This is a genomic window from Ornithinibacillus salinisoli (assembly GCF_042684965.1).
GTDB lineage: Bacteria > Bacillota > Bacilli > Bacillales > Amphibacillaceae > Ornithinibacillus > Ornithinibacillus salinisoli.
Genome location: NZ_JBHUMI010000014.1, coordinates 133239 through 158934, shown reverse-complemented (window position 1 = coordinate 158934; position 25696 = coordinate 133239). Strand labels below are relative to the sequence as shown.

The 25696-nt window shown below is 39.1% G+C and carries 22 protein-coding genes; 19 read left to right on the top strand and 3 right to left on the bottom strand.

Annotation, left to right across the window (positions count from 1 at the left end):
- Positions 1–11 precede the first annotated feature (11 nt).
- From ACFSTA_RS08095 to sdaAA, 18 genes are all read left to right on the top strand, one after another.
- Positions 12–1022 carry a Gfo/Idh/MocA family protein gene (locus tag ACFSTA_RS08095; RefSeq protein ID WP_377556101.1) on the top strand — a complete coding sequence of 337 codons (1011 nt, stop codon included), beginning with the start codon at positions 12–14 and terminating at the stop codon, positions 1020–1022.
- Between the two features lie 168 nt (positions 1023–1190).
- The gene (locus ACFSTA_RS08090; RefSeq protein WP_377556100.1) at positions 1191–2183 is read left to right on the top strand and encodes a Gfo/Idh/MocA family protein; all 993 of its coding nucleotides are present in this window, start codon (positions 1191–1193) and stop codon (positions 2181–2183) included.
- 113 nt (positions 2184–2296) lie between these two features.
- On the top strand, positions 2297–3259 hold the full coding sequence (locus ACFSTA_RS08085; protein ID WP_377556098.1) for an ABC transporter substrate-binding protein: 963 nt from the start codon (positions 2297–2299) through the stop codon (positions 3257–3259).
- Between the two features lie 94 nt (positions 3260–3353).
- Positions 3354–4877, top strand: coding sequence for a sugar ABC transporter ATP-binding protein (locus tag ACFSTA_RS08080; RefSeq protein ID WP_377556097.1), 1524 nt, complete (start codon positions 3354–3356; stop codon positions 4875–4877).
- Positions 4874–5938: an ABC transporter permease gene (locus tag ACFSTA_RS08075; RefSeq protein ID WP_377556096.1), complete on the top strand. Its 1065-nt coding sequence runs from the start codon at positions 4874–4876 to the stop codon at positions 5936–5938. Before ACFSTA_RS08080 ends, ACFSTA_RS08075 begins: the two co-directional genes overlap by 4 nt.
- A 288-nt stretch (positions 5939–6226) precedes the next feature.
- A complete protein-coding gene (locus tag ACFSTA_RS08070) occupies positions 6227–6997 on the top strand; it encodes an IclR family transcriptional regulator (protein ID WP_377556095.1) in 771 nt (256 codons plus the stop codon).
- 412 nt (positions 6998–7409) lie between these two features.
- Entirely contained in the window at positions 7410–8315 is a 906-nt protein-coding gene (locus ACFSTA_RS08065; protein ID WP_377556094.1) for a fumarylacetoacetate hydrolase family protein, read from the top strand.
- A gap of 21 nt (positions 8316–8336) precedes the next feature.
- A complete protein-coding gene (locus ACFSTA_RS08060; protein ID WP_377556093.1) occupies positions 8337–9362 on the top strand; it encodes a zinc-dependent alcohol dehydrogenase in 1026 nt (341 codons plus the stop codon).
- A gap of 20 nt (positions 9363–9382) precedes the next feature.
- Positions 9383–10570, top strand: a complete 1188-nt coding sequence (gene rhmD, locus ACFSTA_RS08055; RefSeq protein ID WP_377556092.1) for an L-rhamnonate dehydratase — start codon at positions 9383–9385, stop codon at positions 10568–10570.
- Between the two features lie 78 nt (positions 10571–10648).
- Positions 10649–11992, top strand: coding sequence for a GntP family permease (locus ACFSTA_RS08050; RefSeq protein ID WP_377556091.1), 1344 nt, complete (start codon positions 10649–10651; stop codon positions 11990–11992).
- 163 nt (positions 11993–12155) lie between these two features.
- The gene (locus ACFSTA_RS08045; protein ID WP_377556089.1) at positions 12156–12875 is read left to right on the top strand and encodes a (Fe-S)-binding protein; all 720 of its coding nucleotides are present in this window, start codon (positions 12156–12158) and stop codon (positions 12873–12875) included.
- A gap of 15 nt (positions 12876–12890) precedes the next feature.
- Positions 12891–14330, top strand: a complete 1440-nt coding sequence (locus ACFSTA_RS08040) for a LutB/LldF family L-lactate oxidation iron-sulfur protein (protein WP_377556088.1) — start codon at positions 12891–12893, stop codon at positions 14328–14330.
- Positions 14314–15018 carry a LutC/YkgG family protein gene (locus ACFSTA_RS08035; RefSeq protein WP_377556087.1) on the top strand — a complete coding sequence of 235 codons (705 nt, stop codon included), beginning with the start codon at positions 14314–14316 and terminating at the stop codon, positions 15016–15018. The genes ACFSTA_RS08040 and ACFSTA_RS08035 overlap by 17 nt, the downstream gene beginning before the upstream one ends.
- Positions 15019–15276: 258 nt before the next feature.
- Positions 15277–16797 (top strand): D-alanyl-D-alanine carboxypeptidase/D-alanyl-D-alanine endopeptidase, encoded by a 1521-nt coding sequence (gene dacB / locus ACFSTA_RS08030; protein ID WP_377556086.1) that lies wholly within the window; start codon positions 15277–15279, stop codon positions 16795–16797.
- A gap of 265 nt (positions 16798–17062) precedes the next feature.
- Positions 17063–17734, top strand: coding sequence for a helix-turn-helix transcriptional regulator (locus tag ACFSTA_RS08025; protein WP_377556085.1), 672 nt, complete (start codon positions 17063–17065; stop codon positions 17732–17734).
- Positions 17735–17792: 58 nt separating this feature from the next.
- Complete coding sequence (locus tag ACFSTA_RS08020; protein WP_377556084.1) at positions 17793–18824, top strand: PTS sugar transporter subunit IIC; 1032 nt, start codon at positions 17793–17795, stop codon at positions 18822–18824.
- Positions 18825–18899: 75 nt separating this feature from the next.
- On the top strand, positions 18900–19562 hold the full coding sequence (gene sdaAB, locus ACFSTA_RS08015; RefSeq protein WP_377556083.1) for an L-serine ammonia-lyase, iron-sulfur-dependent subunit beta: 663 nt from the start codon (positions 18900–18902) through the stop codon (positions 19560–19562).
- A gap of 20 nt (positions 19563–19582) precedes the next feature.
- The gene (sdaAA, locus tag ACFSTA_RS08010) at positions 19583–20455 is read left to right on the top strand and encodes an L-serine ammonia-lyase, iron-sulfur-dependent, subunit alpha (RefSeq protein WP_377556082.1); all 873 of its coding nucleotides are present in this window, start codon (positions 19583–19585) and stop codon (positions 20453–20455) included.
- An 84-nt stretch (positions 20456–20539) separates the two neighbouring features.
- Here the strand turns inward: sdaAA and ACFSTA_RS08005 are convergent, their stop codons facing one another.
- Together ACFSTA_RS08005 and ACFSTA_RS08000 are read right to left on the bottom strand one after the other, a co-directional pair.
- A complete protein-coding gene (locus tag ACFSTA_RS08005; RefSeq protein ID WP_377556451.1) occupies positions 20540–21076 on the bottom strand; it encodes a ribonuclease H-like YkuK family protein in 537 nt (178 codons plus the stop codon).
- Positions 21077–21332: 256 nt separating this feature from the next.
- Positions 21333–21806: a YusW family protein gene (locus ACFSTA_RS08000; protein WP_377556081.1), complete on the bottom strand. Its 474-nt coding sequence runs from the start codon at positions 21804–21806 to the stop codon at positions 21333–21335.
- Between the two features lie 207 nt (positions 21807–22013).
- On the opposite strand from ACFSTA_RS08000, the gene ACFSTA_RS07995 reads away from it, so the two are divergent.
- On the top strand, positions 22014–24287 hold the full coding sequence (locus tag ACFSTA_RS07995) for an outer membrane protein assembly factor BamB family protein (protein ID WP_377556080.1): 2274 nt from the start codon (positions 22014–22016) through the stop codon (positions 24285–24287).
- Positions 24288–24358: 71 nt separating this feature from the next.
- Here the strand turns inward: ACFSTA_RS07995 and ACFSTA_RS07990 are convergent, their stop codons facing one another.
- On the bottom strand, positions 24359–25528 hold the full coding sequence (locus ACFSTA_RS07990; protein WP_377556079.1) for a PQQ-dependent sugar dehydrogenase: 1170 nt from the start codon (positions 25526–25528) through the stop codon (positions 24359–24361).
- Positions 25529–25696: the final 168 nt, after the last annotated feature.

The window sequence follows — 25696 nt, the reverse complement described above, 5'->3', positions numbered from 1 at the left end:
AGGTTTTGGTTATGGGATTTAATGTAGGTATTATCGGATGTGGGTCGATTACTCGATTCCGTCATGCACCCGAGTACAAAGCTAATCCACACGTAGAGGAAATTGTCTTCTATGATCGGAATATCGAGAGGGCAAAACGTCTAGCAGAAGAATTTGGTGGACGTGTAGCTGAAAAGCTGGATGACTTATTATTGGATCCGACCATTGTTGCTATAAGTGATTGCTCCTCTAATGAGGCTCATCATATCCATACACCAAAAGCTTTATTAAGTGGAAAGCACGTTTTATGTGAAAAACCAATAGCGGTTAGTGTGGAGTATGCAGAGAACATAGTCGAGGCAGAACGTAAATCGGGGAAAAAATTAATGATCGACCACAATCAACGTTTTACAAAGGTTCATCAAAAAGCAAAGGAAATCATTCAAATGAACGAGCTAGGTGAAGTGCTTACTTTTAAGACTACCTTTGGCCATGAGGGACCGGAAAGCTGGGGAGTCACGAAATCCAATGCAACCTGGTTTTTTAAGAAGGAGCGCTCACATTCTGGTGTTGCTGGTGATTTAGGTATTCATAAAATTGATTTAATCCATTACCTACTGGATGATGAAATCGCGGATGTGCATGCATTCCACGGAGCTTTGGATAAAGTAGATGAGCATGGAAAACCGATTGAAGTTTGTGATAATGTCGTTTGTGCACTACAAACGAAAAAGGGTCGATTGGGTACAGCATCTTTCTCTTGGACCTATTATGGGGCAGAGGATAACTCCACGACAATCTACTGTCAAAAGGGTATTATGAAGATTTATCATGACCCAGATGCTCAGCTCATAATCGAAATGAATGATGGATCAGTAATTAAATACGAATTAGAACAAATCCAAACCAATGATAATCAAACATCAACAGGTGTTATCGATGCGTTTATTAGTTGTATTGTAAACGATGAGAATCCTCCTGTAACGAGTCATGAGGCCATTGCATCTCTAAAAGTGGTTGAAAAAATACTGGGCACTGATTAAATTAGAAATGATTTAGTAAAAATTTTCGAAATAATTTGACTTAATAATATTTTTCTTTTAAGATGTTTGTAACGGATTACATGAAATGTGATCCAGCTGCAAAAGTAAATGAATTGGTGAGATAATCTTTCAACCGATCTAGCTGGAGAAAGTTGAAAGGAGGCCATTATGGAAAGGGTAGCATTAGTTGGGTTAGGTTTTATCGGGAAAATGCATCTAGAGGCATATCGCCATATTCCAAATGCGAAGGTGACAGCGATTTGTACGAGAAGTGGAAGGAACGATGAAATAGCAAGTTTATTCGATGGGTCCTTTGTTTCTGATTATGATGACCTGCTAGACCGTGAGGATATTGATGTTGTTGATATTTGTGTGCCGACATTTTTACATGAGGAGTATATTACAAAAGCAGTTAAGGCTGGAAAGCATATTATCTGTGAAAAACCACTGACATTAACCTTGGAGGCTACTAAACGAATTTTACAATTGGTCAAGAAGTCTGGTGTGAGGCTGTTTGTCGGGCATGTGCTTCGATTCTGGCCAGAGTATCAAACGTTTAAGGCGTATAGCGAGACCGACAAATTGAAACATATAGAAATGATTCATGCGGAAAGGTTAGGTCAGCTACCTACGTGGGGTGAATGGTTTCAGCATCCAGAAAAAAGCGGAGGAGCCTTATTTGATCTCCATATTCACGATATTGATTTCGTCTATTATTTGCTAGGTGAAGTGGATCGTGTCTATGCGGTAGGAAGTCAAAATGAGTACGGGGCATGGAAGCATATAATGACAACGCTTATCTTTAAAAATCAGGCAAGAGCATTTGTTGAGGCATCCCAAGACATGCCGGTAGGGTATCCGTTTACGATGTCATTTCGCGCACAGGAATCAAATCGTGCATTGGAATTTCAACTGAAAGCAGGAGAAAACATTGAGCATGTGGGCGATCGTCAATTTGTATATTACGAAGGCGATCAGATGTCCGAGGTGGATGTCGTTCAAGCAGATGCTTTTCAAGAAGAATTAGCTTATTTTATAAATTGCATTGAACACGATCAAGTGAACCACATTATTCCATTAGATGACGTATTATACATAACTAAACTACTCCAAGTCATTAAAAAATCGTTAGAAACAGGGCGTGAAATACAGGTTCCGTAATGGAAACTATATATGAATTTGAAAGCGCTTTTATGTAGTGGTTAGCAAGTCTTTACTAATGGTTTCACAATTCTATTAATCATAGAATTTAAAATTTTAAGGGGGTTTTTTCATTGAAAAAAGTAGTAAGGTTGTTAGTTTTACTTGTATTGGTCATGGTTCCAGTGCTGACTGCATGTGGTTCAGATGGTGCTTCAGGGGATGGTGACTCTGGAGAAAAGTACAAAGTAGGTATTCTTGCGCCAGCTGTTACACATGGTTGGGTTGCTGCGGTTGCCTATCATGCGGAATCTCGTGCGGAAGAATTATCTGATGAAATTGAATACCAAATTCATACAAGTAGTGATGCTTCTGAAATGACTTCACAGTTAGATGACTTAATCACCTGGGGAGCAGAAGCGATTGTAGCATTTCCGCAATGGGAAGGAATGGAGGTTCCGATCCAACGTGCTTTAGATGAAGGAATTGAAGTAGTAAACTTTGATATCGTTATTGATGTAGATGGGGTTTACCGTGTTGCGGGGGACAACTACGATATGGGTGTTCAAGGTGCTAATTATGTTGTAGATAAAGTTGGTACAGAAGGTGAAGTTGTTATTTTAGAAGTACCAACATCAGGTTCTGTTTCTGAATTAAGAACAGCTGGATTTGTGGAAACTATTGAAGAGATTGCACCAGACTTAAATCTTCATACGTATGCAACAAAATTCACCAGAGAAGATGGGTTAAAGGATTTTGCTGATATTTTAACGAGCTTAGATCACATTGATGCAGTATATTCCTTGGATGATGAAACATCGATCGGTGTTCTCCAAGCAATCAATGAAGCAGGAAGAGACGATATTCAAGTTGTAACTGGCGGTGGTGGTATGCAAGAGTACTTCGAAATGATGCCAGAAAACGAAGATATTTGGATTCAATCTGCATTATACAGCCCAGCGATGGTGAAAGATGCCGTTGACGTTGCGCTTGACTTACTAAAAGGGGAAGAGGTTGACGATGAAACTATTATCCCGACAACCGTAGTAGACCGAGACAATTACGAAGACTTCCTAGACGAAGGCTCCCCTTACTAAACCGTGGGACGCGGGGTCAGTCCCCCCTACCCAGGTGGGACGGGGGGACTGACCCCAATTATCGACCCCAATTATCATTTATGGATGTGATTGTATGAAGATCGAGATGAGTAATATTCGTAAGTCTTTTGGGAGTAATGATGTCATCAAGGATGTGTCTTTTTCTGTTCAGGGAGGTGAGATCTGTGCATTGCTCGGAGAAAATGGGGCGGGTAAATCCACATTAATGAATATACTCGGTGGGGTTTATCAAATGGATCAAGGATCGATTATAGTAGATGGGAAGGAAGTTCAATTTGATACACCTGCTGAATCACTAGAAGCAGGAATTGCTTTTATTCATCAGGAACTGAATTTAATTAATGATCTACCTATCTATGAAAATATGTTTTTAGGTCGTGAAATAAAAACGAAGCGAGGAAGCTTAGATCTGAAACAAATGTATGATCAAACAGCGGAGATCTTTGAACGAATGAATGTGGATTTAGATCCTGGGAAAATGGTTCGTGACCTGGATGCATCCTATAAACAGATCGTTGAAATTTGCCGTGCGATGATGACCAATGCATCGATCATCATTATGGATGAGCCAACGACATCGTTAACCGATTCCGAGATTGAACGAGTATTTCAGATGATGAGTACGATGAAGGAACATGATGTTGGCATTATTTTTATCTCTCATAAATTAAATGAAGTTATGCAGGTCTGTAACAGATACCTTGTACTTCGAGATGGGAATCTAGTTGCTGAAGGAAATGTGAGTGACGTAACGACAAAGGAGCTTGCCAGTGACATGGTTGGCTATGATGTGAGAACGGAATCATTACGTAGAGTGAAAGAAGATGAGGATGAAATTGGAGAAGAAGTGTTACGAGTGGAAGGACTCACCGATGAACACTATTTCCGTGATATTAACTTTTCTATAAAGGCGGGAGAAATTGTTGGTGTAACAGGCCTACTTGGTGATGGTCGTAGTGAGCTATTTCAAGCGATCTTTGGTGCAGATAAATTTTTATCCGGAAACATTTTTTTAGATGGTAGGAAAGTAAACATAAATCATACGTATCAGGCCATTAAAGAAGGAATTGCATACCTTCCTCGTAACCGAAAAGAAAATGGCATTCTTAAGGACATGGATATTTTTGAAAATGCCTCGGTTGTCACGTGGCCGATGTTTTCTAAGCGGGGAGTTATTAACACATTTAAGCACCGCCAGAAATTTGAGGAGCAACGAGGTGTTTTACGATTAAAGATGGGTGAGCTAACGGATAGCATTACGAGTCTTTCCGGTGGAAACCAGCAAAAAGTGGTCCTGTCCAAGTGGTTAGCGGCGAATCCAAGGGTACTAATTTTAGATAATCCGACACAGGGTGTTGATGTGGGAGCAAAAGAAGATATATATGATATTATTTTAAAGCTTGCGGAGGAGAATATTGCGATTGTTGTATTATCCAGTGAAGCACAAGAAATTATCCGTGTATGTGACCGAGCATTAGTCATGTATCACGGTGTGATTCAGGGTGAGGTCCATGATGAAATGATGACCGAACATGCGATAATGAGTCTAGCTACTGGTGGGGAGCTTGACGCCGAAAGGAGAGAACATCAACTATGAAGCCAGAATTGCAAAACAGCCCAGAAGCTGTAAAACAGAAAAAAACATTTTTGGAATGGTTCAAATTTAAATGGTCGAATGACCCACTGTTTAGTATAGCGATTGCCCTAATTATTATGGTTATTTTACAAACATTAACGTTGGGGTTTGATTATGATTCTGTCGGGGAATGGTTCCAGGCTTGGATTAATAACTGGATAAATATTTTACGTAATAATGCAGGTATAGGAATTGTTGCCTTAGGGATGACGTTTGTCATAATGACAGGGGGAATTGATCTAGCTGTTGGTTCCACATTGGTTATTACTGGTGCTTTTACGATGTATCTCTTGGATACGGGAAGTGAAGGAATCCTAGGTGCGATCGGTGTTACGGGAGTTCCAGCTATTATTCTTACTGTCATTTTAGTCATGGTATTTGGATATCTACTAGGTTCCTTGATCGGTGTGTCTGTTACTAAGGGGAAGGTTCCGCCATTTATCGCAACATTAGGGGCAATGATGATCTTCCGAAGTGTAACACAGCATTTTGCTCAAGGATACAATACAACCGTTCCAATGGAATTTTTACAGATATCGAGTTTAAGAATCGGAAATTTAATGATTATGCCTATTATATATTGGGCTATCATCGCTTTTATTCTGTACTATGTGTCGAAGCGAACGACTTTTGGAAGGCAAATTATTGCGGTAGGTTCGAATGAACGGGCTGCAAAGCTTTCTGGGGTGAATGTCAACAAGGTGAAGCTTCGTGTCTATGCATTAATGGGACTTCTTGTTTCGATTGCAGCTATTATTCAGGTTTCTCGCATCGGCTCCATGGATTTCTCTAACGCTGGAAGAGGAATGGAAATGGATGCCATTGCAGCAGCTGTTGTTGGTGGAACGAATATGTTAGGTGGACGAGGATATATTCTCGGTACCGTATACGGAATGCTGATTATAGCTGTGATGAATAACCTATTAAACTTGTTTGGTGTACCACCATTTTTACGAGATGCCTTTAAAGGGGTTATTGTAATTGTGGCGGTGTTGTTGCAGAGGAAGGAGAAGAGTGCATAGCTGATGTATGTCACTGGTAAGCTTTGAATAGAGTACTTAATTTCTAGAATTCTACATTTCCCGGGAAATAGTGACAATATTTTAAGTGTTTCTTGGCATAGGTTTTATGTTATAAATGGAAGGAGAACGAATTGGTTTCGTTCTTCTTTTTTCGTGAGTGGATTAAGTTTTGAATGTACTTAGCTAAAATTCTTTTGTGTTTGACAATTTTTTGTATCCTGTTAAACTTAAAAAAGTTTACTAATTTAAACTTAGTTTGATATCTTAAACAGGCAGAGGTGAGTAAGTTTGAGTAAACAAAAGTATTGGGTGCCAGCATTAGAGCGAGCCAATTTAATACTGGAACAAATCGCTAAACACCCAAAAGAACTAAGGTTAATTGATTTATCTAAGAAGTTAGAAATTAATAAAAGCTCTATGTATTCTCTTCTAAATACGTTAGAGTCACTTGGATGGATCCATAAAGAGAAAAGTGAAACGTATTCGTTGGGGTCGGTTTTAGGCTTCATAGGTTCTACTTATTTAAATCAATTTAATATTTTAGAAGCATTTTCAAGAGAAGCTAGAAAGGCTATTGAAGTAGTGGACGAACATATACAATTAGGAAAATTAATTGGAAATGAAGTATTTTATATTGGAAGAGAGCAAGGAAGTTCTCCTGTTCGTTTGGTGACAGACCCAGGGATGAGATATCCTTCGTACGCATCAGCAATCGGAAAAATTCAGTTAATCAATTATAATTACGATGAATTAAAAGAAATGTTTCCAAACTATAATTTTGAGAAAAAAACAGAGCAGACTGTGGAAAATGTAGACCAACTTTGGGAACAAGTACAACAGGCGAAAGAAGATGGTTATGTTGTAGAAGAACAAGAGGGTGCAGAAGGTTTTTATTGTGTAGCAGCACCTGTCTATGATCACGATAATAAAGTTGCTTATGGAGTTAGTTTTACCATGACTGAAACAAGCTGGGTTAAAAAAAGGGAGAACGCTAAAATTCAAATTACAAAATTAGCAAATATACTTTCTGTGAGTAATGGGTATATTGGGCATTCATAATCATATTTATTTATAATAGTTCAAAATGTTAACGCTTACGAACTATGTGGCAAATCTTGATTTGCCTGAAATAAGAAATACAGAAGAATGATCACATGTCTTTAATTAAATAGACATGTGATTTTTTATTTTTAATAAATCTCAGTGTTAATTAAATTCTGATAAATATTTGACAATTAAGAGTCATATGTTAAACTATTATTAGTTTATTAATAAAAACTTAGTTCTCTATAATAAACTAATTAAGATTATTACCGCATTCGATCGGAAGTTAGGAAAATATTTTAAATGAAAAAGTAAGCGGATACAAAGAGGTGTGGGAGAAATACATCTAATTTGTAAGCGTTGACAGGAATCTAAAGGATAACTTCTATATGTATCGTTTGCTTACTAAGTTAAAAGGAGTGGCATAATGAAATTTCTTACTTTTCAATTAAAAAATGAATCAAGTAAAGTTGGCATTTTTTATCAGGAAAAAGTACTTGATTTACCAAAACTCACTGAATTATTTCAACAAGCAACTAATAAGGATGTTCCGTATATAACAAACTTGGATAGCTTAGTCCATTTAAACGAAGAGGTAATGCCTGTCATACGTGATATATATGAATGGGCAAAGGAAAATGAGAAAGAAGTTGCTGAGGCTACATATTCGCTTGATGAAATAACTATTCAAGCTCCCGTTTCAACTCCAGGAAAAGTAGTTTGTGTTGGAAACAACTATATGGACCATTGCATCGAACAAAACGTGGAACCACCTAAAAAGCCGATGATCTTTTCTAAATGGGCTTCTTGTATTGTTGGTCCAGGTGAAGCGATTGAATTACCTCAGGATTCCGAACAGGTCGATTATGAGGCAGAATTGGTTGTTGTCATCGGAAAGAAAGGAAAAAATATTACCGAAGAAGATGCGCTTGATTATGTATTCGGTTACACGATTATGAACGATGTAAGTGCTAGGGATGTACAATTTGAAGATGTGCAATGGGTTCGAGGAAAATCCTATGACACCTTTTCACCACTCGGTCCTGTCATTGTAACGAAGGACGAGATTGATGATCCGCATAAATTAGACATTAAATTAGAAGTGAACGGAGAGGCATTGCAGGATTCGAATACGAAGCATTTAATCTTTAATATCCCACATATTATTTCTTATTTATCAAAAGGATTTACATTTGAACCAGGTGACATTATTGCAACCGGTACACCACATGGGGTAGGCGTTTTCCGCGATCCACAGGTATTTTTGAAATCTGGTGACACGTGCAAAATTGAAATTGAAAAAATTGGTGTATTAGAAAATAAAGTTAAGTAAACATCATTGGGGGAGAAGTAGATGAAAGTATTATCTTGGAATGGACCAAAACAAATAGATGTTGAGGAAAGACCTGTACCAAAATTAAAGAAAGACGAAGTATTAGTAAAAGTAGATGTTGTTGGTATTTGTGGTTCTGAAATCGAAGGGTTTTTAGGACATAATAGCTTACGCGTACCACCACTTGTTATGGGGCATGAGTTTAGTGGATATATTGAAGCAATTGGTGAGGAAGCAAACCGGGTGAAAAAGGGAGCAAAAGTTGTTGTTAACCCTCTGTTAACATGTGGGGAATGCAAACAATGTGTTCGCGGGAATGAACCTTTATGTGAAAATAGACAAATTATCGGTATTCACCGTTCAGGTGGCTTTGCAGAATATGTTTCCGTCCCGGAGAGCGCTATCGTAGAGGTGCCAGAGAGTCTAGATTCATACGCTGCTTCTTTAGCTGAACCATTAGCATGTTGTTTTCGGGCAGTAAGGAGAGCGTTGGCACAGCATACGGTTCCAAATATATTAATTTACGGAGCAGGTGCCATTGGTTTATTAAGCTCATTTGTTGCTAAAGAACTTGGGGCGAATCAAATTATCGTTGCAGATATTAATGAAGATCGTTTACAAACGCTAAAAGAAATTGGAATTGACCATGCATTAAACAATGGCCAGGATGATTTTGAAGAAAAACTAGCAGCTATTGTTGGAAATAAAGGGATTGATGTAGTCATCGATGCTGTTGGATTCCTACCAACTAGATCACAATCTGCTAAACTAGTAAATCCAGGTGGGGTGATCATGAATATTGGGTTGGGTATCGATGAGACTCCTGTTCCAATAAACCACTTCATTCGTAGTGAGATTACCGTTTTAGGCTCATTCTGTTATTCAAGGCAAGATTTCCGTGATGCTGTACAGCTACTTGTTGCGTCTAGGGTTACTCCAAATGGATGGACTGAGGTTCGTCCGTTAGAAGAAGGACAGCAATCATTTATGGATTTAATTGAAGGTAAAGTGAAAAACAGTAAAATTTTTCTTAACGTGGCAAAGTAATAGTTTAGGAGGAATGCAAGATGGGTGTAACTGGACGTAAAATAAAGGCTATCCGTGCCTATGTAGTTGGTGGTGGCGGTGGGGACTATCACGACCAAGAACAAGAGCATTGGATTGTAAATCAGATCGCAACGCCAATGAGTATTTATCCAGAGTATAAGCAAACACGAACTAGCTTTGGGATTAATGCGTTAAAAACATTAGTGGTAGAAGTAGAATCCGATAGTGGTGAGATTGGTGTTGGTATTTCAACAGGTGGATATCCGGCAGCATGGATTGTAATGAATCATTTGGATCGCTTTATTGTGGAACAGCCTGTTGAAAATGTAGAGAAAATGTGGGATCAAATGTATCGTTCGACCATGTACTATGGCCGAAAAGGTGTTGTGATGAATGCGATATCTGCAGTTGATTTAGCATTATGGGATTTACTTGGTAAGGTAAGACAGGAGCCTGTATATGCAATGATAGGTGGAAGAGTTCGTGATGAAATCTCTTGTTATGCAACGGGGCCACGTCCTGATTTAGCTAAGGAAATGGGCTTTATTGGTGGGAAGCTTCCATTGGTATATGGTCCGGCTGACGGGGAAGAAGGATTACGTAAAAATATCGAGCAAGCAGCTGAAATGCGCGAAAGAGTTGGCGATGATTTCTGGCTAATGTGGGATTGTTGGATGGCACTTGACTTACCGTACGCGCAGAAGCTGATGGAAAAATCATCTGAGCTAGGTTTTAGATGGATCGAAGAATGCTTTAATCCAGATGATTACTGGGCATATCGCGATCTAAAGAAACGTGCACCAAATAATATGATGGTTACTGGTGGCGAGCATGAGGCAACTCGTTACGGTTTTCGCATGTTAATGGAATTTAGTGATCTTGATATTATTCAACCAGATGTTGGTTGGTGTGGTGGTTTGACGGAACTAATCAAGATTGGTAATTTGGCTGAAAGCTATGGAAAATATGTTATTCCTCATGGCAGTGGGGTTTATAGCTACCATTACGTTATTACCAAAACAAATAGTCCGTTTGCCGAATATTTAGTTATGAGTCCAAATGCAGACAAAGTGGTACCACAATACTACCCACTTCTTGAAGGGGAGATTATTCCGGAAAATGGAAAAGTAAAATTAGATGATCGCCCTGGATTTGGAGTTACCTTATCTAAGGATGCTAATTTAACACAGGTTTTTAAGGATAAGTAAACGGGGTTAATATCATGGCAGATTGGGAATAACACTCGATCTGCCATATAAATAGATTTAAAGGGGAGAGGAAAAGTTATGAGTCAAGATGTATTATTACTTATTTATCTAGCAATATCCCTCGTCATCATGCTAGGGCTTGTAGTAAAATTCAAGATAAATGTAGCCATATCTCTTGTCATTGCAAGTTTATTTATGGGACTTGCGTCAGGGCTGGGGTTACTTGGTACATTAGACGGAATTTCTGAGGGGTTCGGGGGCTTAATGACAAGTCTAGGTATTCCAATTGGTTTAGGGGTTATTTTAGGTAAGCTGATCTCAGATTCAGGGGGAGCTTATTCGATCGCAGAAGCTATTTTAAAACGTACGAATGAAAAATGGGCATTATATTCCTTGGGGATTGCTTCATTCGTTCTTGCCATACCGGTATTCTTTGATGTAGCGTTTTTAATTTTAGTTCCGCTGGCAATTCAATTAGGGAATAAAATTAAAAAGCCATTGCCATATGCCGTAGGAGCTATCATTATTGGGGCAGCGATATCTCACACCTTAGTACCTCCAACTCCAAACCCTTTAGCAGCTGCTGGGATATTAGATTTTGACTTAGGTATTATGATTGGTGTTGGTGTGGTTGTAGGATTAATCGCAACTTTAGTTACAGTAAAAATTTACTTTATGATATTGGATAAAGGATTTTGGAAAAAAGAATCAGATGAAGATGCAACGATGGAAAATCCTTACGGTACGATGGATATCCCTGAAAATCGACCTTCTGCGCTTTTATCCATCATTCCAATCGTATTACCAAGTATTATGATTTTAATTGGTTCTTTTGGTAACGTTTTCTTGGATGAGAATCCTGCTATTATAACATTTCTAAGTGACCGTATTGTAGCGTTATTAACGGGAACAATAGTGGCTTACTTTGTAGCTGCTAAAGCGTTAAGTAAGAGTAAACGTGATTTATCGTCCTCTGAAGCGATGCAAGCTGCGGGTATCGTATTATTAATTACAGGTGCTGGTGGTTCCTTTGGTACAATTATTAAAAGTACTGGAATCGACCAAGCGATATTGAATATTTTTGTAAGTGATGCACATTCGACACTTAGTGTGCTACTAGTTGCCTTCTTTATGGGGGTATTATTTAGAACCATTACTGGATCAGGAACAGTTGCTGGTATTACTACGATGACAATTATGGCAGGTGTCTCTGCTGGTGTTGATGTACATCCAGTTTGGGTAGCCATGGCTTCCTTGTCTGGTGGCTTGATGCTTGGTCATGTAAATGACAGTGGCTTCTGGATTACAACGAAAATTGCTGGATTGAGTGTAAAAGGTGGGTTTAAAACTTATACCATAAGTGAGGCAATTGCAGGTTTTGTTGTTATTATCATCACGATTATTGGAGCGCATATCTTCTAACTTAAGTATAATAGACTTATAGGTTTTCCCTTGATGGAATCAGGTTTACCCCTTTTCTATCAAGGGAAATGGTGTTTTTGCGATGGGACGAGGGGGACGAGGGGTCTGTCCCCTCGTCCCACCTCGTCCTATTCTACAATAAAAAACAAGAAGGTGAACGGGAATGAAAGTGTCGTTGTTCATTACGTGTCTGTGTGATATTATCTCAACCGATGTTGGTAAAGATACGGTAGAATTATTAGAGCGTGTTGGCTGTGAAGTAGATTTTCCAGAGCTACAAACTTGTTGTGGGCAACCGGCTTACAATAGTGGATATGTCAAAGAGTCAAAAAAAGCAATGAAACAAATGATTCGTGCATTTAAGGACTCTGAATATGTCGTTGGTCCATCTGGATCTTGTGTTGGAATGCTAAAGGAGTATGCGGAAATTTTTGAAGATGACCCAGAATGGGCGGATTTCGCCAAGGAATTGGCTGCTAAATCATATGAAATAACGCAGTTTTTGGTTGATGTTTTAGGTGTCATTGATGTTGGGTCGACATTTAAAGGAAAAGTAACCTATCATCCATCCTGCCATATGACTAGAATTTTAGGGGTTAAGGATGCACCGAAAACACTGCTTCAACAAATTAAAGATGTCGAGTTAGTGGAATTGCCGATAGCTGAGGACTGCTGTGGTTTTGGTGGGACATTTGCGGTGAAAAATGCTGCCATTTCCGAGCAAATGGTGAGTGAAAAATCACAACATGTAACTGAAACACATGCAGATTATTTAGTTGGTGGCGACATGGGTTGTTTACTAAATATTGGTGGTAGGATGGCTCGTGAATGCAAGAAGGTCGAGGTCATGCATATCACGGAAATATTAAATTACCAACAATAAGTGGAGGGATAAGAAATGAGTGTAAAGATCGGAAATTCTCCATTTGAAAGCCGTGTGCAAGATGGAATTAATAATGATTTTATGCGAAAAGCTGTATCCTCCGCGCAAGGTCGTTTTCGAAATGGTCGACTGGGGGCGGCAGAAGAATTAGGTAATTGGGAAGATTGGCGTACATTAGGGGAAGAAATTCGCAGTCATACATTAGAAAATATTGACTTTTACCTACAACAACTAAGTGATGAGGTCTCCAAGCGTGGCGGGAATGTATTTTTCGCACAAACTGCCGAGGAGGCAAATGAGTATATTAAAGACGTTGTAAAGAAAAAAGAAGCGAAGAAAATTGTAAAGTCTAAATCAATGGTGACGGAAGAAATTGGGCTTAATCATGCGCTTGAAGAAGCTGGTAGTGAAGTGATTGAAACGGATTTAGGGGAATGGATTCTCCAGCTGGATGAAGATCCACCATCTCATATCGTAACACCTGCACTGCACAAGGATAAAGGACAGATTCGAGAGACCTTTGCGGAGAAAAAAGGTTATGAAAAATCAGACAGTCCAGAGGAGCTTGCATTATTTGCACGGGAACAATTGCGGCAAGAATTTTTACAAGCAGATATTGGGATTACGGGTTGCAATTTTGCAGTAGCGGAATCTGGTGCCATAACCTTAGTTACGAATGAAGGAAATGCTAGACTTGCCACAGCATTACCAGATACACAGATATCGGTGATGGGTATGGAAAGGCTTGTACCTACATGGGAAGACTTGGAAGTCATGGTTAGCTTATTAACAAGAGCTGCGGTTGGCCAAAAATTAACGAGCTATGTCACAGCACTGACAGGTACTCGATTAGAAGATGAGGTAGATGGACCGGAGGAGTTCCATTTAGTTATTTTGGATAATGGGCGCTCAAAGATTCTTGGTACGGAGTTTCAGGCTGCATTACATTGTATCCGTTGTGCGGCTTGTATCAATGTTTGTCCAGTCTATCGTCATGTTGGTGGTCATGCTTATGGTTCGATTTATCCGGGACCAATCGGTGCTGTTCTTACACCATTATTAGATGGCTATGATGATCATAAGGAACTTCCTTATGCTTCATCTTTATGTGCGGCCTGTACGGAAGCATGTCCGGTGAAAATTCCGTTGCATGAAATGTTAATTCGACATCGTCAAATTATTGTGGAACGGGAGAATAAGACACCGAAAACGGAGAAAATGATGATGAAGGGTTATGCAAAATGGGCATCCAGTCCAGCAGCATATAAGTTGAGTACAAAAGTCACTCGTCCAGCATTAAAGCTTTGGACGAAAGAAGAGTCGATCTCGAATGGACCGGGTCCTTTAAAGGGATGGACTGATTCCCGTGATTTCCCTGCCCCTAGTAAGCAATCCTTTCGATCTTGGTATAAGGAACGAGAAAAGGAGGGAAATCGCAATGGCAATCCAAAATAGAGAAGCATTTTTAGAGAATTTGGTTCAAAACCTTGGACGTGGACGTAGGACGGAAGGTGTCGAGCGTCCCAACTGGAGTGTCAGCCCACAATGGGATGTCTATCGCGATTTATCTCAAGATGAGCTTGTGGATGTATTAGAACAGCAGTGTAAAGTGATTCATACTGATTTTAAGCGTACGAGTAAAGAGGAGTTACCTGTTATTTTGTCAGAAACGATTGAAGGCTATAGTGGAAAGTCGATTGTTACTTCAAATGATGTGCGTAATGAATCATATGGGGTGACGAGATTATTGGAAACTTTTAAACAAGACGATAAAGAAGTTCATGTTTGGGATCCGAATTTTGGAGATGAGAATCGAGTCTTTGCAGAACGTGCGGATGTAGGGATTACCTTTAGTGATATTACATTAGCGGAATCAGGCACGGTGACACTTTTTAATAATACTGGCAATGGAAGATCGATTAGTTTATTACCGAAGACATACATTGCTATTATCCCAAAAAGCACGATTGTCCCAAGAATGACGCAAGCAGCGAAACAAATTCATGAAGCGAATCAAGAGGGCAGTGATATTCCGTCCTGTGTCAGCTTTATCACTGGGCCAAGTAATAGTGCGGATATTGAAATGAAATTAATTGTTGGGGTGCATGGACCGATTAAGGTAACTTATATTGTAGTTGAATAAAGATATAAGATGTGGGTGTTTTTTTGCACCTACATCTTTTTTTGGTTGTTTATGGTACAAATTGCAAAGAACACCTTCATCTTTTTAATAGAATTGAAATATTAATGTAGTTTTACATGTTATGGATAAGAGAGTATGGAAGATAATATAGGTAATTGGGTTCATTCCATTCTACTAATGTTCTATTTTTATCATTTTATCGATATATTTTACTAACTAAACTGGTGAAATCTTATAAAAGGATGTGTGGAGGATTTGATGAACGATAAAGTTAATTTGAAAAAAGTCTTTATACTGTTCTTTATCGTGGCAGTAGCATGTATGCCATTTTCTAACGGAGAGAAGGCTCTTTTCGTAGTAGCATCTGATGAGCTGACAGATGTACCATCAAACGGATCCTTAGATTATAAAATTGATCAATTGCTTGAAGACGAACGGCTTGATGGAGCAATTACTGCTGTAAGCATTCGCAAGGCGAGTGATGGAGAACTTCTTTATTCGCATGATGGTGATATACAAGTACACCCTGCTTCCAATCAGAAAATGCTAACGGCTATTTCAGCATTGGAAACGCTTGGACCGGATTATCGCTTTTCAACAGAAGTTTTAACAGATGGAGAATTGAAAGGAAAAGTACTCCAAGGCAATTTATATGTCAAAGGAAAAGGGGATCCAACACTGCTAAAGGAAGATTTTGATCAATTTGCAAAAGAGCTAAAGCAACAGGGAATTCATAAAATCAAAGGGAATTTAGTTGGCGATGACAGCTGGTATGATGATGTACGTTTATCGACTGACTTGAACTGGGATGATGAGTGGAACTATACGGGAGCTCAAATCTCAGCATTGACCATTTCACCAAATGAAGATTATGATGCTGGGACCGTAATTGTCGAAGTTTATCCTGGTGAAAAAGCAGGTGACAGTCCTGTCGTGAATCTGACACCTAAAACGGACTACCTTACAATCGTTAATAAAGCGGAAACCGTAGGAAAAGGTGAAGCCAAAAATATATCTATTGATCGTGAGCATGGAACAAATAATATAATTATTGAGGGTGAAATTCCAGTTGATGGGTCCCGATCCAGAGCTTGGCGTACTGTATGGGAACCGACAGGCTATGCTCTTGATGTTTTTAAAAAGTCACTGGAAGAACAGGGGATAGAGTTAATTGGAAACTCAAACGTTACAGTAGGCATTACTCCAGAAGAGGCAACGGTTCTTACGTCCAAACAATCCATGACTATTGAGGACCTTTTCATTCCATTTATGAAACTTAGCAATAATGGACATGGGGAAGTATTAGTAAAAGAAATGGGTCAATTCGTTCATGGAGAAGGTAGCTGGAGCAAGGGGCTAGAAGTAATGAGGGAAGAATTATCACAGCATGACTTAAACATGGATTCGATTCTCCTGCGAGATGGTGCAGGCATGAGTCATAAAAACCTAATCCCAGCAGATCAAATTACGAAATTACTTTATGAGGTTCAGGATGCGAGTTGGTATCCCGTGTTTGAAAATGCCTTACCAGTGGCAGGTGAACCGGACCGACTTGTAGGTGGAACATTACGAAACCGGATGACTGGAGAGTCCACAAAAGGAAATGTGAAGGCAAAAACAGGTTCGCTGACGGGGGTTAATACACTTTCTGGGTATGTCACATCTACAGATGGAGAAAAATTAATCTTCTCTATTATGATGAATAATTATATTAGTGGGTCCATGACACCAGTTCAAGATGCCATTGCAACAGTGTTAGCAGAGCATGAATTTGAATGATAAGTTTCTCTTGAATTTGAGTTGAGAACCGTTTATAAGAACTGTGAATCGTAATGGATTCACAGTTTTTTTGTTGTGTAAACGGAGAAAGTTGGGGTAATAGAACTGACGACAATAATCGACATAAACCGACCGGTGACAGGCACCTAAAAGGTACTTGCAATTTTTTTGTAAGCGTTAAAATTTTGTTTTAATTTTTGGTTGATATGTGTTATAGTTATGTAGGTTATTTTGGTGAAAACGATTACACGAGAGGGTTAATAGTATGGGAGATAAGAATAAATTGATATTCGATCATGCGATTAGAACTGCGGATATGATAGTAAGTATGTTTGGTCCAAAATGTGAAGTAGCTGTACATGACTTTTCTGATTTACAAAGGTCATTAATCCATATTGCTGGAAATGTTACTTCCAGAGAAATTGGATCACCTATTACGGATCTTGTTTTAAATGAGTTGAGGAAAGACAAGGAAGATATAAAAGATATTCCTAGTTACCGCACGCAAACGAAAGATGGACATGTTTTGAAATCTACCACGGTTTTTTTAAGAGATGAAGATAATAAAATTATTGGAGCTCTTTGCACGAATTACGATATTAGCTTACTAATGGAATTCAGTGGGGAAATTGATAGTTTTATAAATTTTCAGCAGGATAAAAACCCCTCTGAAACTTTTTATACCTCTGTTCAAGATGTGACACACAATCTAGTGGATCAAGTTCTCCAACGATTTAAAAAAGCACCTTCCCAAATGTCGATGGATGAAAAGGTAGATTGCGTTAGTGAATTAGATAAAAAAGGAACATTTTTGATCAAAGGTTCCACAGAATATGTTGCGCATATCTTAGGTGTTTCTAAATTCACCATTTATAATTATTTGAACAAAATTCGTTCGATAAATGAATATCAGATGGAAAAAGACGCTAATGAATAAACATAGACTTTAGCATTATTAATAGTTTCATACGAAGACAGCGAGAGGAGATAGCATAATGGAAATTATTAAAGGGACGCTATTATTACTTATTGTATTAGGATGTTTTACACTTTTTAGCTATAAAGCGCCAAGAGGTATGAAAGCAATGGGGGCGTTGGCAAGTGCTGCCATTGCTACATTCTTAGTCGAGGCATTTCAAAAGTATGTCGGGGGAGATCTACTAAATATTGAATTTTTAGGTGTAGTTGGTGATTCTGCTGGTAGTATGGGTGGTGTTGCAGCCGCAGCTCTAGTAGCGCTAGCAATGGGAGTGTCACCTGTTTATGCCTTAATGTTAGGTGTTTCCTGTGCGGGTCTAGGCCTATTACCAGGTTTTATTGCAGGGTATCTTATATCGTTTGTAGTGAAAAAAATAGAATCCAAAGTACCAGATGGACTCGATTTAATTGTTGCAATCGTTATCGCAGCTCCACTAGTTCGTCTAATAGCAGTTTATGCAGACCCTATAGTAGACGCTACACTACTTAACATTGGGGGCATTATTACACAAACAACGGATGCAAGTCCGATCATGATGGGTATAATCTTAGGCGGTGTTATCACAGTTGTAGCTACTGCTCCGTTGAGTTCCATGGCATTAACCGCTATGTTGGGATTAACTGGCATACCAATGGCAATCGGTGCTTTGGCAGTATTCGGATCTTCGTTTATGAATTTTGTATTCTTCCACCGGATGAAGTTTGGTGATCGAAAAACGACCATATCCGTTGCAATCGAGCCGTTGTCACAAGTAGATATAATATCTGCTAATCCGGTTCCAGTATATGTTACGAACTTTCTTGGTGGGGCATCATCTGGTATTATCATTGCCTTATCCGGACTAATAAATGGAGCATCTGGTACAGCAACTCCAATTGCTGGTTTTGCCGTCATGTATGGTTTTAATGATCCAATGAAAGTTACCATTGTAGCTCTTTCCTGTGCCTTAGTTAGCGCATTTTGGGGATTTGTTGGATCATATATGTTTAAAAACTTTAAAATACGTCGAGTTCATGAACTAACAGAACCAACAAAACAAACAGCATAAGTGGGTTGAGGGTGGGTTGAGGGGTCAGACCCCTCAATCCACTCAGAGACGAGAAATGATTAGGTGGTGATATGTATGAAATATCAATCCGTTTTTGATATTATCGGTCCGGTCATGATTGGACCATCAAGTTCGCATACAGCAGGAGCAGCTAAAATTGGAAAAGCTGCAAGAAATCTATTAGGAAAACAACCGAAATGGGCCAAAATCTATTTATATGAGTCCTTTGCTAAAACATATAAAGGGCATGGAACTGATTTTGCTTTAGCTGGAGGTTTATTAGGGTTTGAAACAGATGACACAAGAATGAGTAAGGCACTAGAAATAGCTAAAGAATGTGATTTAACAATTGAATTTATTGAGGACACAAGTGCGGTAAGTCATCCAAACACAGCACGGTTAGTAATTGGTAATGATAGTGAACAGCTTGAATTAGTGGGTATCTCCATTGGTGGTGGAAAAGTGGAAATCACCGAATTAAATGGTTTTAAACTTAGATTGTCTGGTAATCATCCAGCCATTCTTGTCATACACAATGATCGATTCGGTGCAATCGCCTCTATCACAAGTATTTTGGCAAAACATGAAATAAACATCGGACATATGGAAGTAAACCGGAAAGATGTCGGTAAAGAAGCATTAATGATCATTGAAACAGACCAAAATCTAGGAGAAAAAGTGATGAATGAACTAGCACTAGCCAAACATATTACACAAATATCGGCGATTGTTAGTTAGTCAACGAAAGGAGATTTCATATGTTTCGTACAGCAGCAGAATTAGTAGAAATAGCAGAAAAAGAAAACATATTGATTTCTGAAGTAATGATTCGTCAAGAAATGGAAGTTAACGATAAAACGAGAGAAGTCATATACGCTGAAATGGAAAGAAACTTAGAAGTGATGGAAAAAGCAATTGAAGACAGCTTCCAGGGTGTCCAATCTGTAACTGGTTTGACGGGTGGAGATGCTGTATTAATTCAAGATTACATGAAAAACAAGACACCTCTATCTGGAATTTTACTTTTAGATGCAGTGAGTAAAGCAATGGGAACAAATGAAGTAAATGCGGCTATGGGAACGATTTGTGCAACCCCAACAGCAGGTAGTGCAGGAGTTGTTCCAGGTACATTATTTGCCGTAAAGGATCAGCTTAATCCAACTCGTGAACAGATGATTCGCTATTTATTTACAGCGGGTGCCTTTGGTTTTGTGGTCGCTAACAATGCCTTCATCTCGGGTGCGGCTGGTGGATGTCAAGCTGAAGTTGGCTCGGCCGGCGCAATGGCAGCGGCTGCGATTGTGGAAATGGCTGGAGGAACTCCACAGCAATCCGCAGAAGCTTTCGCAATGACGTTAAAAAACATGCTCGGACTTGTTTGTGACCCGGTTGCAGGACTTGTTGAGGTTCCATGTGTCAAAAGAAATGCAGCTGGATCTTCCTTGGCAATTGTTTCAGCTGATATGGCTTTAGCGGGTGTTACAAGCCGAATCCCGTGTGATGAAGTAATTGGTGCGATGTACCGTATTGGAAAAGCCATGCCATCCACCTTAAGAGAAACGGGTGAAGGTGGCCTAGCAGACACCCCAACAGGGCGACTCTTAAAAGAAAAAATATTCGGTGCATTTTAGGGTGCCTGGCACCGACAAAATTCGACAGGTGACAGGCACCTAGTTTGAGGGGACGGGTCCACTGTCCCTTTTTCTATGAACTCTTCACTTCTTCGTATACCGATTCGCATAGCTACTTGCCACAAATGCATCCGGTTTAATTTTAGGTTCTAAACCTAATGATTCCATCCTCGCTACCATTTCGTTCACAAAAATGCGGGTTTTATTTCTACTTCCAGATCCGATATCGATGTGACCTTCTATGGTAAAAGATGCACCCTTATAAATGTGTGGCAGCACGATGTTTATAAGTTGATTTTTTCTTTCTTCTGTAAACAGGGATAAGACTTCTTCTGTTAATGTAGTTTCATAGGAAATTCGCTCATGAAGGTTCATCATCTTTCGGGGAATGGTCACTTTCCGTATACATGCCCAAGCTCCTTTTCTTTCACGTTGGATCACAATGCCTGTGATAAAAATAGTATGATTGGCATGAACTTGAGAGTCTGTCCCGAATATTAACCGGTAATTTCCCTTTACATCCTTCTTCATATATTGAACAATATAATGAAACACTTGTTCAAACGACATTTCTTTTTGACTTAGATTTTGGAATGTAGCATTCAATCCATCATTATTCATCATATACGTAACATTTCCTTTCCATTTGGGCTTGGAACTGAATTGTATATTCTTTATTATTATTATGATTGAAAGAACTTCTGATACCAAATCTAATGTAATAATTTCTTTATAATGTGATATAAAAGCTTATATATATGCTATTCATATGGTGTTTATTTGGTTATACGTGGGACGGAGGGACAGTCCCTCCGTCCCTTGGTTCTATTAAAAAAATGGGACGGGGGGGTCTGACCCCTCACGTCCCATTTCTGGTTTATTTTTTTATTTCGTATGTTTTTTCTGTTCCGTCGGAGAATACTACTTCTAGTTGTGCTTTTAGGTAATTATCTGGTAGATCAAATGCTGCGAGAGATTCTGTTATGGCTTCTTCATCGTCCATATCAGGGTTAAGTTCTAGTTCTTGAAGTACAGGAAATATTGCTTCAAAAGCATCGGAACCACGTGCTGTGATATCGCTAAATGGGTTATAAAACTCTGCTTCTATTAAACCTTCATCGTTTTCAATTTCACCTTCGAATTCAGACTCTTCATATAAGACATCGAAATCATAGACAGTATAACTAAGCTCACTCATCTTATCTCCCATATCCGTTTGGCTAATCACGGGTTGACTTTCTACATCCTGATTGTGTTGATCTTCGCTTGAATTGCCTTCATCATCAGCTGCACATGCAGCCATTGTCAAAACAGATGTCAAAACGACAGTTGAAATCAATAATTTTTTCATTACAAAATACCTCCATTTTTTTCTATATAGTTATTATTATCTCCCAATTTTTTACTGGCTATTCACTTGTTTTCATAGATAAACTACTATTTTCACAGATTTTTTACATAAAATCATCAATTTCTTGTGTTGGTTATTTTTATCTTTTTAGGGCAAATTACTTGTGAATATTTTTTTACATTTCATATGAAAGGAGCTACTGGGTGAATGGATCGATTGGAAAAATCAATGTGGATTGCTGTCGCTGTAGTCGCAATTATTGCCATCGGTGGTTATTTTATTTTTCAAAGTGTCACTCAAGATGAACATGCTGAGACTCCTGAAGAAAATACGGATCAAGAAGAAGGTAATGAGGGTGAACCTCAAGAGGAAGACGATGAAGATCAAGAGGTGGAGGGAAGAGAACCTAACCAACATCAGTCTTGGCAACATATGGAGTATCCGGGGGAAGTAGCTCCCGACTTTTCGGCAGAAGATCTTCAAGAACCTCCTTCTGGTAATTGGATTACATTCGGTGGAAATATTTATAATGGAAGATACTCTCCGTTAAACAAAATTGATACATCCAATGCAACTGATTTAAAGGCGGATTGGGTCACTAGTCTCGGTTCAGGGTATGAATTCAAATATTCAGGAGAGGCGACTCCACTCGTTTATGATGGTGTTATGTTCACTATTACAGGTGCTAATAATGTATCTGCACTGGATGCAACGACTGGGGAAATCATTTGGGAATTCCGTCCGAAGCTTCCAGATACGTTAGACACACTTTGCTGTGGATGGGCTACTCGCGGTGTTGCTTTAGGTGACGGAAAAGTATATGTTTCCCTTTTAGATGCGAGACTAGTAGCGCTTGATCAAAAAACGGGTGACGTAGTTTGGGAAACGCAAGTAGATGAATGGGAAAAAGGATATACCATTACAAGTGCACCACTTTTCTATGATGGGAAAGTTTATACAGGGATTGCTGGTGGTGAATATGGAATTCGTGGATACTTGGCTGCCTATGATGCAGAGTTAGGGAGACAAATTTGGAGAACCTATACCATTCCAGCTCCCGGTGAACCAGGGCATGACACTTGGCCACAGGATAATGATGCTTGGATCAAAGGTGGTGCACCTGTATGGCAAACACCTGCTGTAGACCCAGAGTTAAATATGATTTATTTTTCAACGGGTAATGCATCGCCTGACCTTGATGGTAGTAACCGTGAAGGGGATAATTTATACGCTGATTCCATGTTAGCTCTCGATGCAGATACAGGGGAATATCAATGGCATTTTCAACAAGTACATCATGATATATGGGATTTGGATCCTGCAAATCCGGTTGTTTTATATGATGCTGAAATTGATGGAGAAATGCGAAAAGGTATTGCTCAAGCTGGTAAAACGGGGTGGGTTTATATGTTGGATCGAACGAATGGTGAGCCGTTAATTGGAATTGAGGAAAAAGAAGTTCCACAAAATGAAAATCAAAAAACATCACCTACACAGCCATTTCCAATTGGGGATTCATTTGTACCCCAAGAAATCACAGAGGAGGATGTTGAACGGGATCTTCCAGAGGATTTCGATGGTCAGATAGGGAGTATTTTTACACCATTTTGGGATGACCCAGTCGTATTAAAACCTTCACCACAGGGTGGTGGAAACTGGCCGCCATCTGCATATAATCCGGATACTGAATTGTTTTATGTGTTAGGTAATGATAACTATTTTGCTTATGCGCATTATGCAGAAGATGAAGCAAATAAATTTGAAGAAGGTAAGGAATGGATTGGGAGTATTTGGCAGCCTGTACAAGATGCGCCTTTTGGTGGTACGGTTACTGCTTTAGATATTAAAACGAATCGAATCGTGTGGCAAAAGGAATGGGATACCATTGCCTATAGTGGAATCGTAACAACGAAGGGAAACTTAGTATTTGTCGGACATAATGACGGACGGATTATTGCTTATGATGCCACTACCGGGGAAGATGTTTGGGAGTTTATGACCGATGCTGGAGCCAACGCACCGCCGATCACATATGAAGTGGACGGTAAGCAATATATCTCGATCTTCTCTGCGGGTAACTCTTTAGCAGGAACCCAGCACGGAGATAAAATCTATACGTTCTCTCTAGAAGGGGAATATGGATCACTCGAGGACATACCAGAAGATGCAGTGAACACTTCACCAATTAAGAGTGATGAATCCGAAGAGGTGGAAGAACAGCAGCATGGTCAAGGTGATGTGGTGCAAAATGGTCTAAAAGTATATGAAAACAATTGCCTAGCCTGCCATGGAGCAGAAGGAGTTGGAGGCCATAATGGACCTAACTTAGAAAATAGTCCGATGCTTGATGATGATGAACAATTATTGGAACAAATTAGAAAAGGTAGTGGCGCTATGCCTGGTTTTGAAAATACCTTAGAAGAAGACGAAATTAACGCAGTCATGGAATACCTGAAAAGTTTAGGAAATAAAGAGGATTAGCAAATAAAAAAGGTAATCGTTCGAATATGAACGATTACCTATTTTTACAGGTGCCTGTCACCTGTCGAATTTTATTCGGTTTTATTTGCTTTTTCTGTTAATGGTACATTAATTAGTCTGTCATCTTTTTGTTCTGGGTTTCCACGATTATCATGGTTATTCGTAATAGTAAATAGTGATTCATCTTCAATCATAACATCCCTTAATCTACCTACATTATCGAAGAAATCATTGATTTCGCCACTTTCCAGAGAATAGGTAAATATTTTTTGACCTGCTAAGGATGCAATATAAAGTTGACCATCATTGTAAGCCATTCCAGAAGGTGCCCACGTATCATTACCAGAATGGTGAATTGGTGTGACCATGTTTGCGGCTTCTTCATCGCCCTGAATAACTGGCCAACCATAATTTTGTCCTGCTTTTATTAAATTGAGCTCATCATGGCCATCTTCGCCGTGTTCGGAGCTATAAAGATTCCCTTCACTATCCCAAGCAAATCCTTGGGGGTTTCGGTGCCCATAGGAAAATACGTAGGAATCTTCAAATGGATTATCTTCTGGGATCGTACCATCTAACCCCATACGTAGAATTTTTCCAGCTAGACTATCCAAATCCTGGGCGTAATCAGCTTGTCCAGTATCACCAGTAGTTGCGTAAAGCATTCCATCTGAACCAACTTGGATACGACCACCATTGTTAATTTCCCCACCGGGAATTTCCTCTAAAAGAACGTCTTCTTCCTTCCATGTGTTTCCATCTAACGTTAAGGAAATGATACGATTTAACGTTTTGTCATCTTGTTCGTACGTATGGTAGGCAAGTGCTTTACTTGTTGTCTCAAAATCGGGTGCTAAGGTAAATCCAAGGAAACCACCTTCCCCTTCATGAAGAATATCCTTAGTCACTTCTACTCCTTGTACGTCCACAAGACCGAAATCACCATCAATCTGAATGACCGTTCCATCTCGTTGACTAAGGAAAAAGGTATTCCCATTTTTGTTGATTGTCCATGGAATAAACAAATTATTCACATTGACATCCCCATCCTCTGTAGCTACTACTTCAATCGATTCTCTTAATGCTTCGACAGCATCCTGTCCATATAAATCTTCGTCTGTATTCGTAGATTCATTGTTATCATCTGATGTATTATCTGAACCTGTATTTAATAGAAATACAAGCCCTACTACAAGTATTAGTCCTAGTAAACCAAAATACAGATACATAGACTTTTTCAAACAAACCACCTCTAATCCATAAATTTACATCAATAGGATAACCATAATCTATAAAATATAAACATGTGGACGGGTGAAGGGTGGTTGAAAAAAGTTGTTAAATAGCGTTTAAAATAAAGAGATGGGTATTTTTTGTGGAACAGTTCATTGTTCTTAAGTCCAATATTG

Coding starts and splice junctions, on each gene's coding strand:
- ACFSTA_RS08050 (WP_377556091.1), top strand. CDS start 10,649: ATGAGTCAAGATGTATTATTACTTATTTATCTAGCAATATCCCTCGTC.
- ACFSTA_RS08025 (WP_377556085.1), top strand. CDS start 17,063: ATGGGAGATAAGAATAAATTGATATTCGATCATGCGATTAGAACTGCG.
- ACFSTA_RS07995 (WP_377556080.1), top strand. CDS start 22,014: ATGGATCGATTGGAAAAATCAATGTGGATTGCTGTCGCTGTAGTCGCA.
- ACFSTA_RS08060 (WP_377556093.1), top strand. CDS start 8,337: ATGAAAGTATTATCTTGGAATGGACCAAAACAAATAGATGTTGAGGAA.
- ACFSTA_RS08035 (WP_377556087.1), top strand. CDS start 14,314: ATGGCAATCCAAAATAGAGAAGCATTTTTAGAGAATTTGGTTCAAAAC.
- ACFSTA_RS08095 (WP_377556101.1), top strand. CDS start 12: ATGGGATTTAATGTAGGTATTATCGGATGTGGGTCGATTACTCGATTC.
- ACFSTA_RS08075 (WP_377556096.1), top strand. CDS start 4,874: ATGAAGCCAGAATTGCAAAACAGCCCAGAAGCTGTAAAACAGAAAAAA.
- ACFSTA_RS08090 (WP_377556100.1), top strand. CDS start 1,191: ATGGAAAGGGTAGCATTAGTTGGGTTAGGTTTTATCGGGAAAATGCAT.
- ACFSTA_RS08005 (WP_377556451.1), bottom strand. CDS start 21,076: ATGAATAATGATGGATTGAATGCTACATTCCAAAATCTAAGTCAAAAA.
- ACFSTA_RS08080 (WP_377556097.1), top strand. CDS start 3,354: ATGAAGATCGAGATGAGTAATATTCGTAAGTCTTTTGGGAGTAATGAT.
- sdaAA (WP_377556082.1), top strand. CDS start 19,583: ATGTTTCGTACAGCAGCAGAATTAGTAGAAATAGCAGAAAAAGAAAAC.
- sdaAB (WP_377556083.1), top strand. CDS start 18,900: ATGAAATATCAATCCGTTTTTGATATTATCGGTCCGGTCATGATTGGA.
- ACFSTA_RS08040 (WP_377556088.1), top strand. CDS start 12,891: ATGAGTGTAAAGATCGGAAATTCTCCATTTGAAAGCCGTGTGCAAGAT.
- ACFSTA_RS08000 (WP_377556081.1), bottom strand. CDS start 21,806: ATGAAAAAATTATTGATTTCAACTGTCGTTTTGACATCTGTTTTGACA.
- ACFSTA_RS08045 (WP_377556089.1), top strand. CDS start 12,156: ATGAAAGTGTCGTTGTTCATTACGTGTCTGTGTGATATTATCTCAACC.
- ACFSTA_RS08065 (WP_377556094.1), top strand. CDS start 7,410: ATGAAATTTCTTACTTTTCAATTAAAAAATGAATCAAGTAAAGTTGGC.
- rhmD (WP_377556092.1), top strand. CDS start 9,383: ATGGGTGTAACTGGACGTAAAATAAAGGCTATCCGTGCCTATGTAGTT.
- ACFSTA_RS08020 (WP_377556084.1), top strand. CDS start 17,793: ATGGAAATTATTAAAGGGACGCTATTATTACTTATTGTATTAGGATGT.
- dacB (WP_377556086.1), top strand. CDS start 15,277: ATGAACGATAAAGTTAATTTGAAAAAAGTCTTTATACTGTTCTTTATC.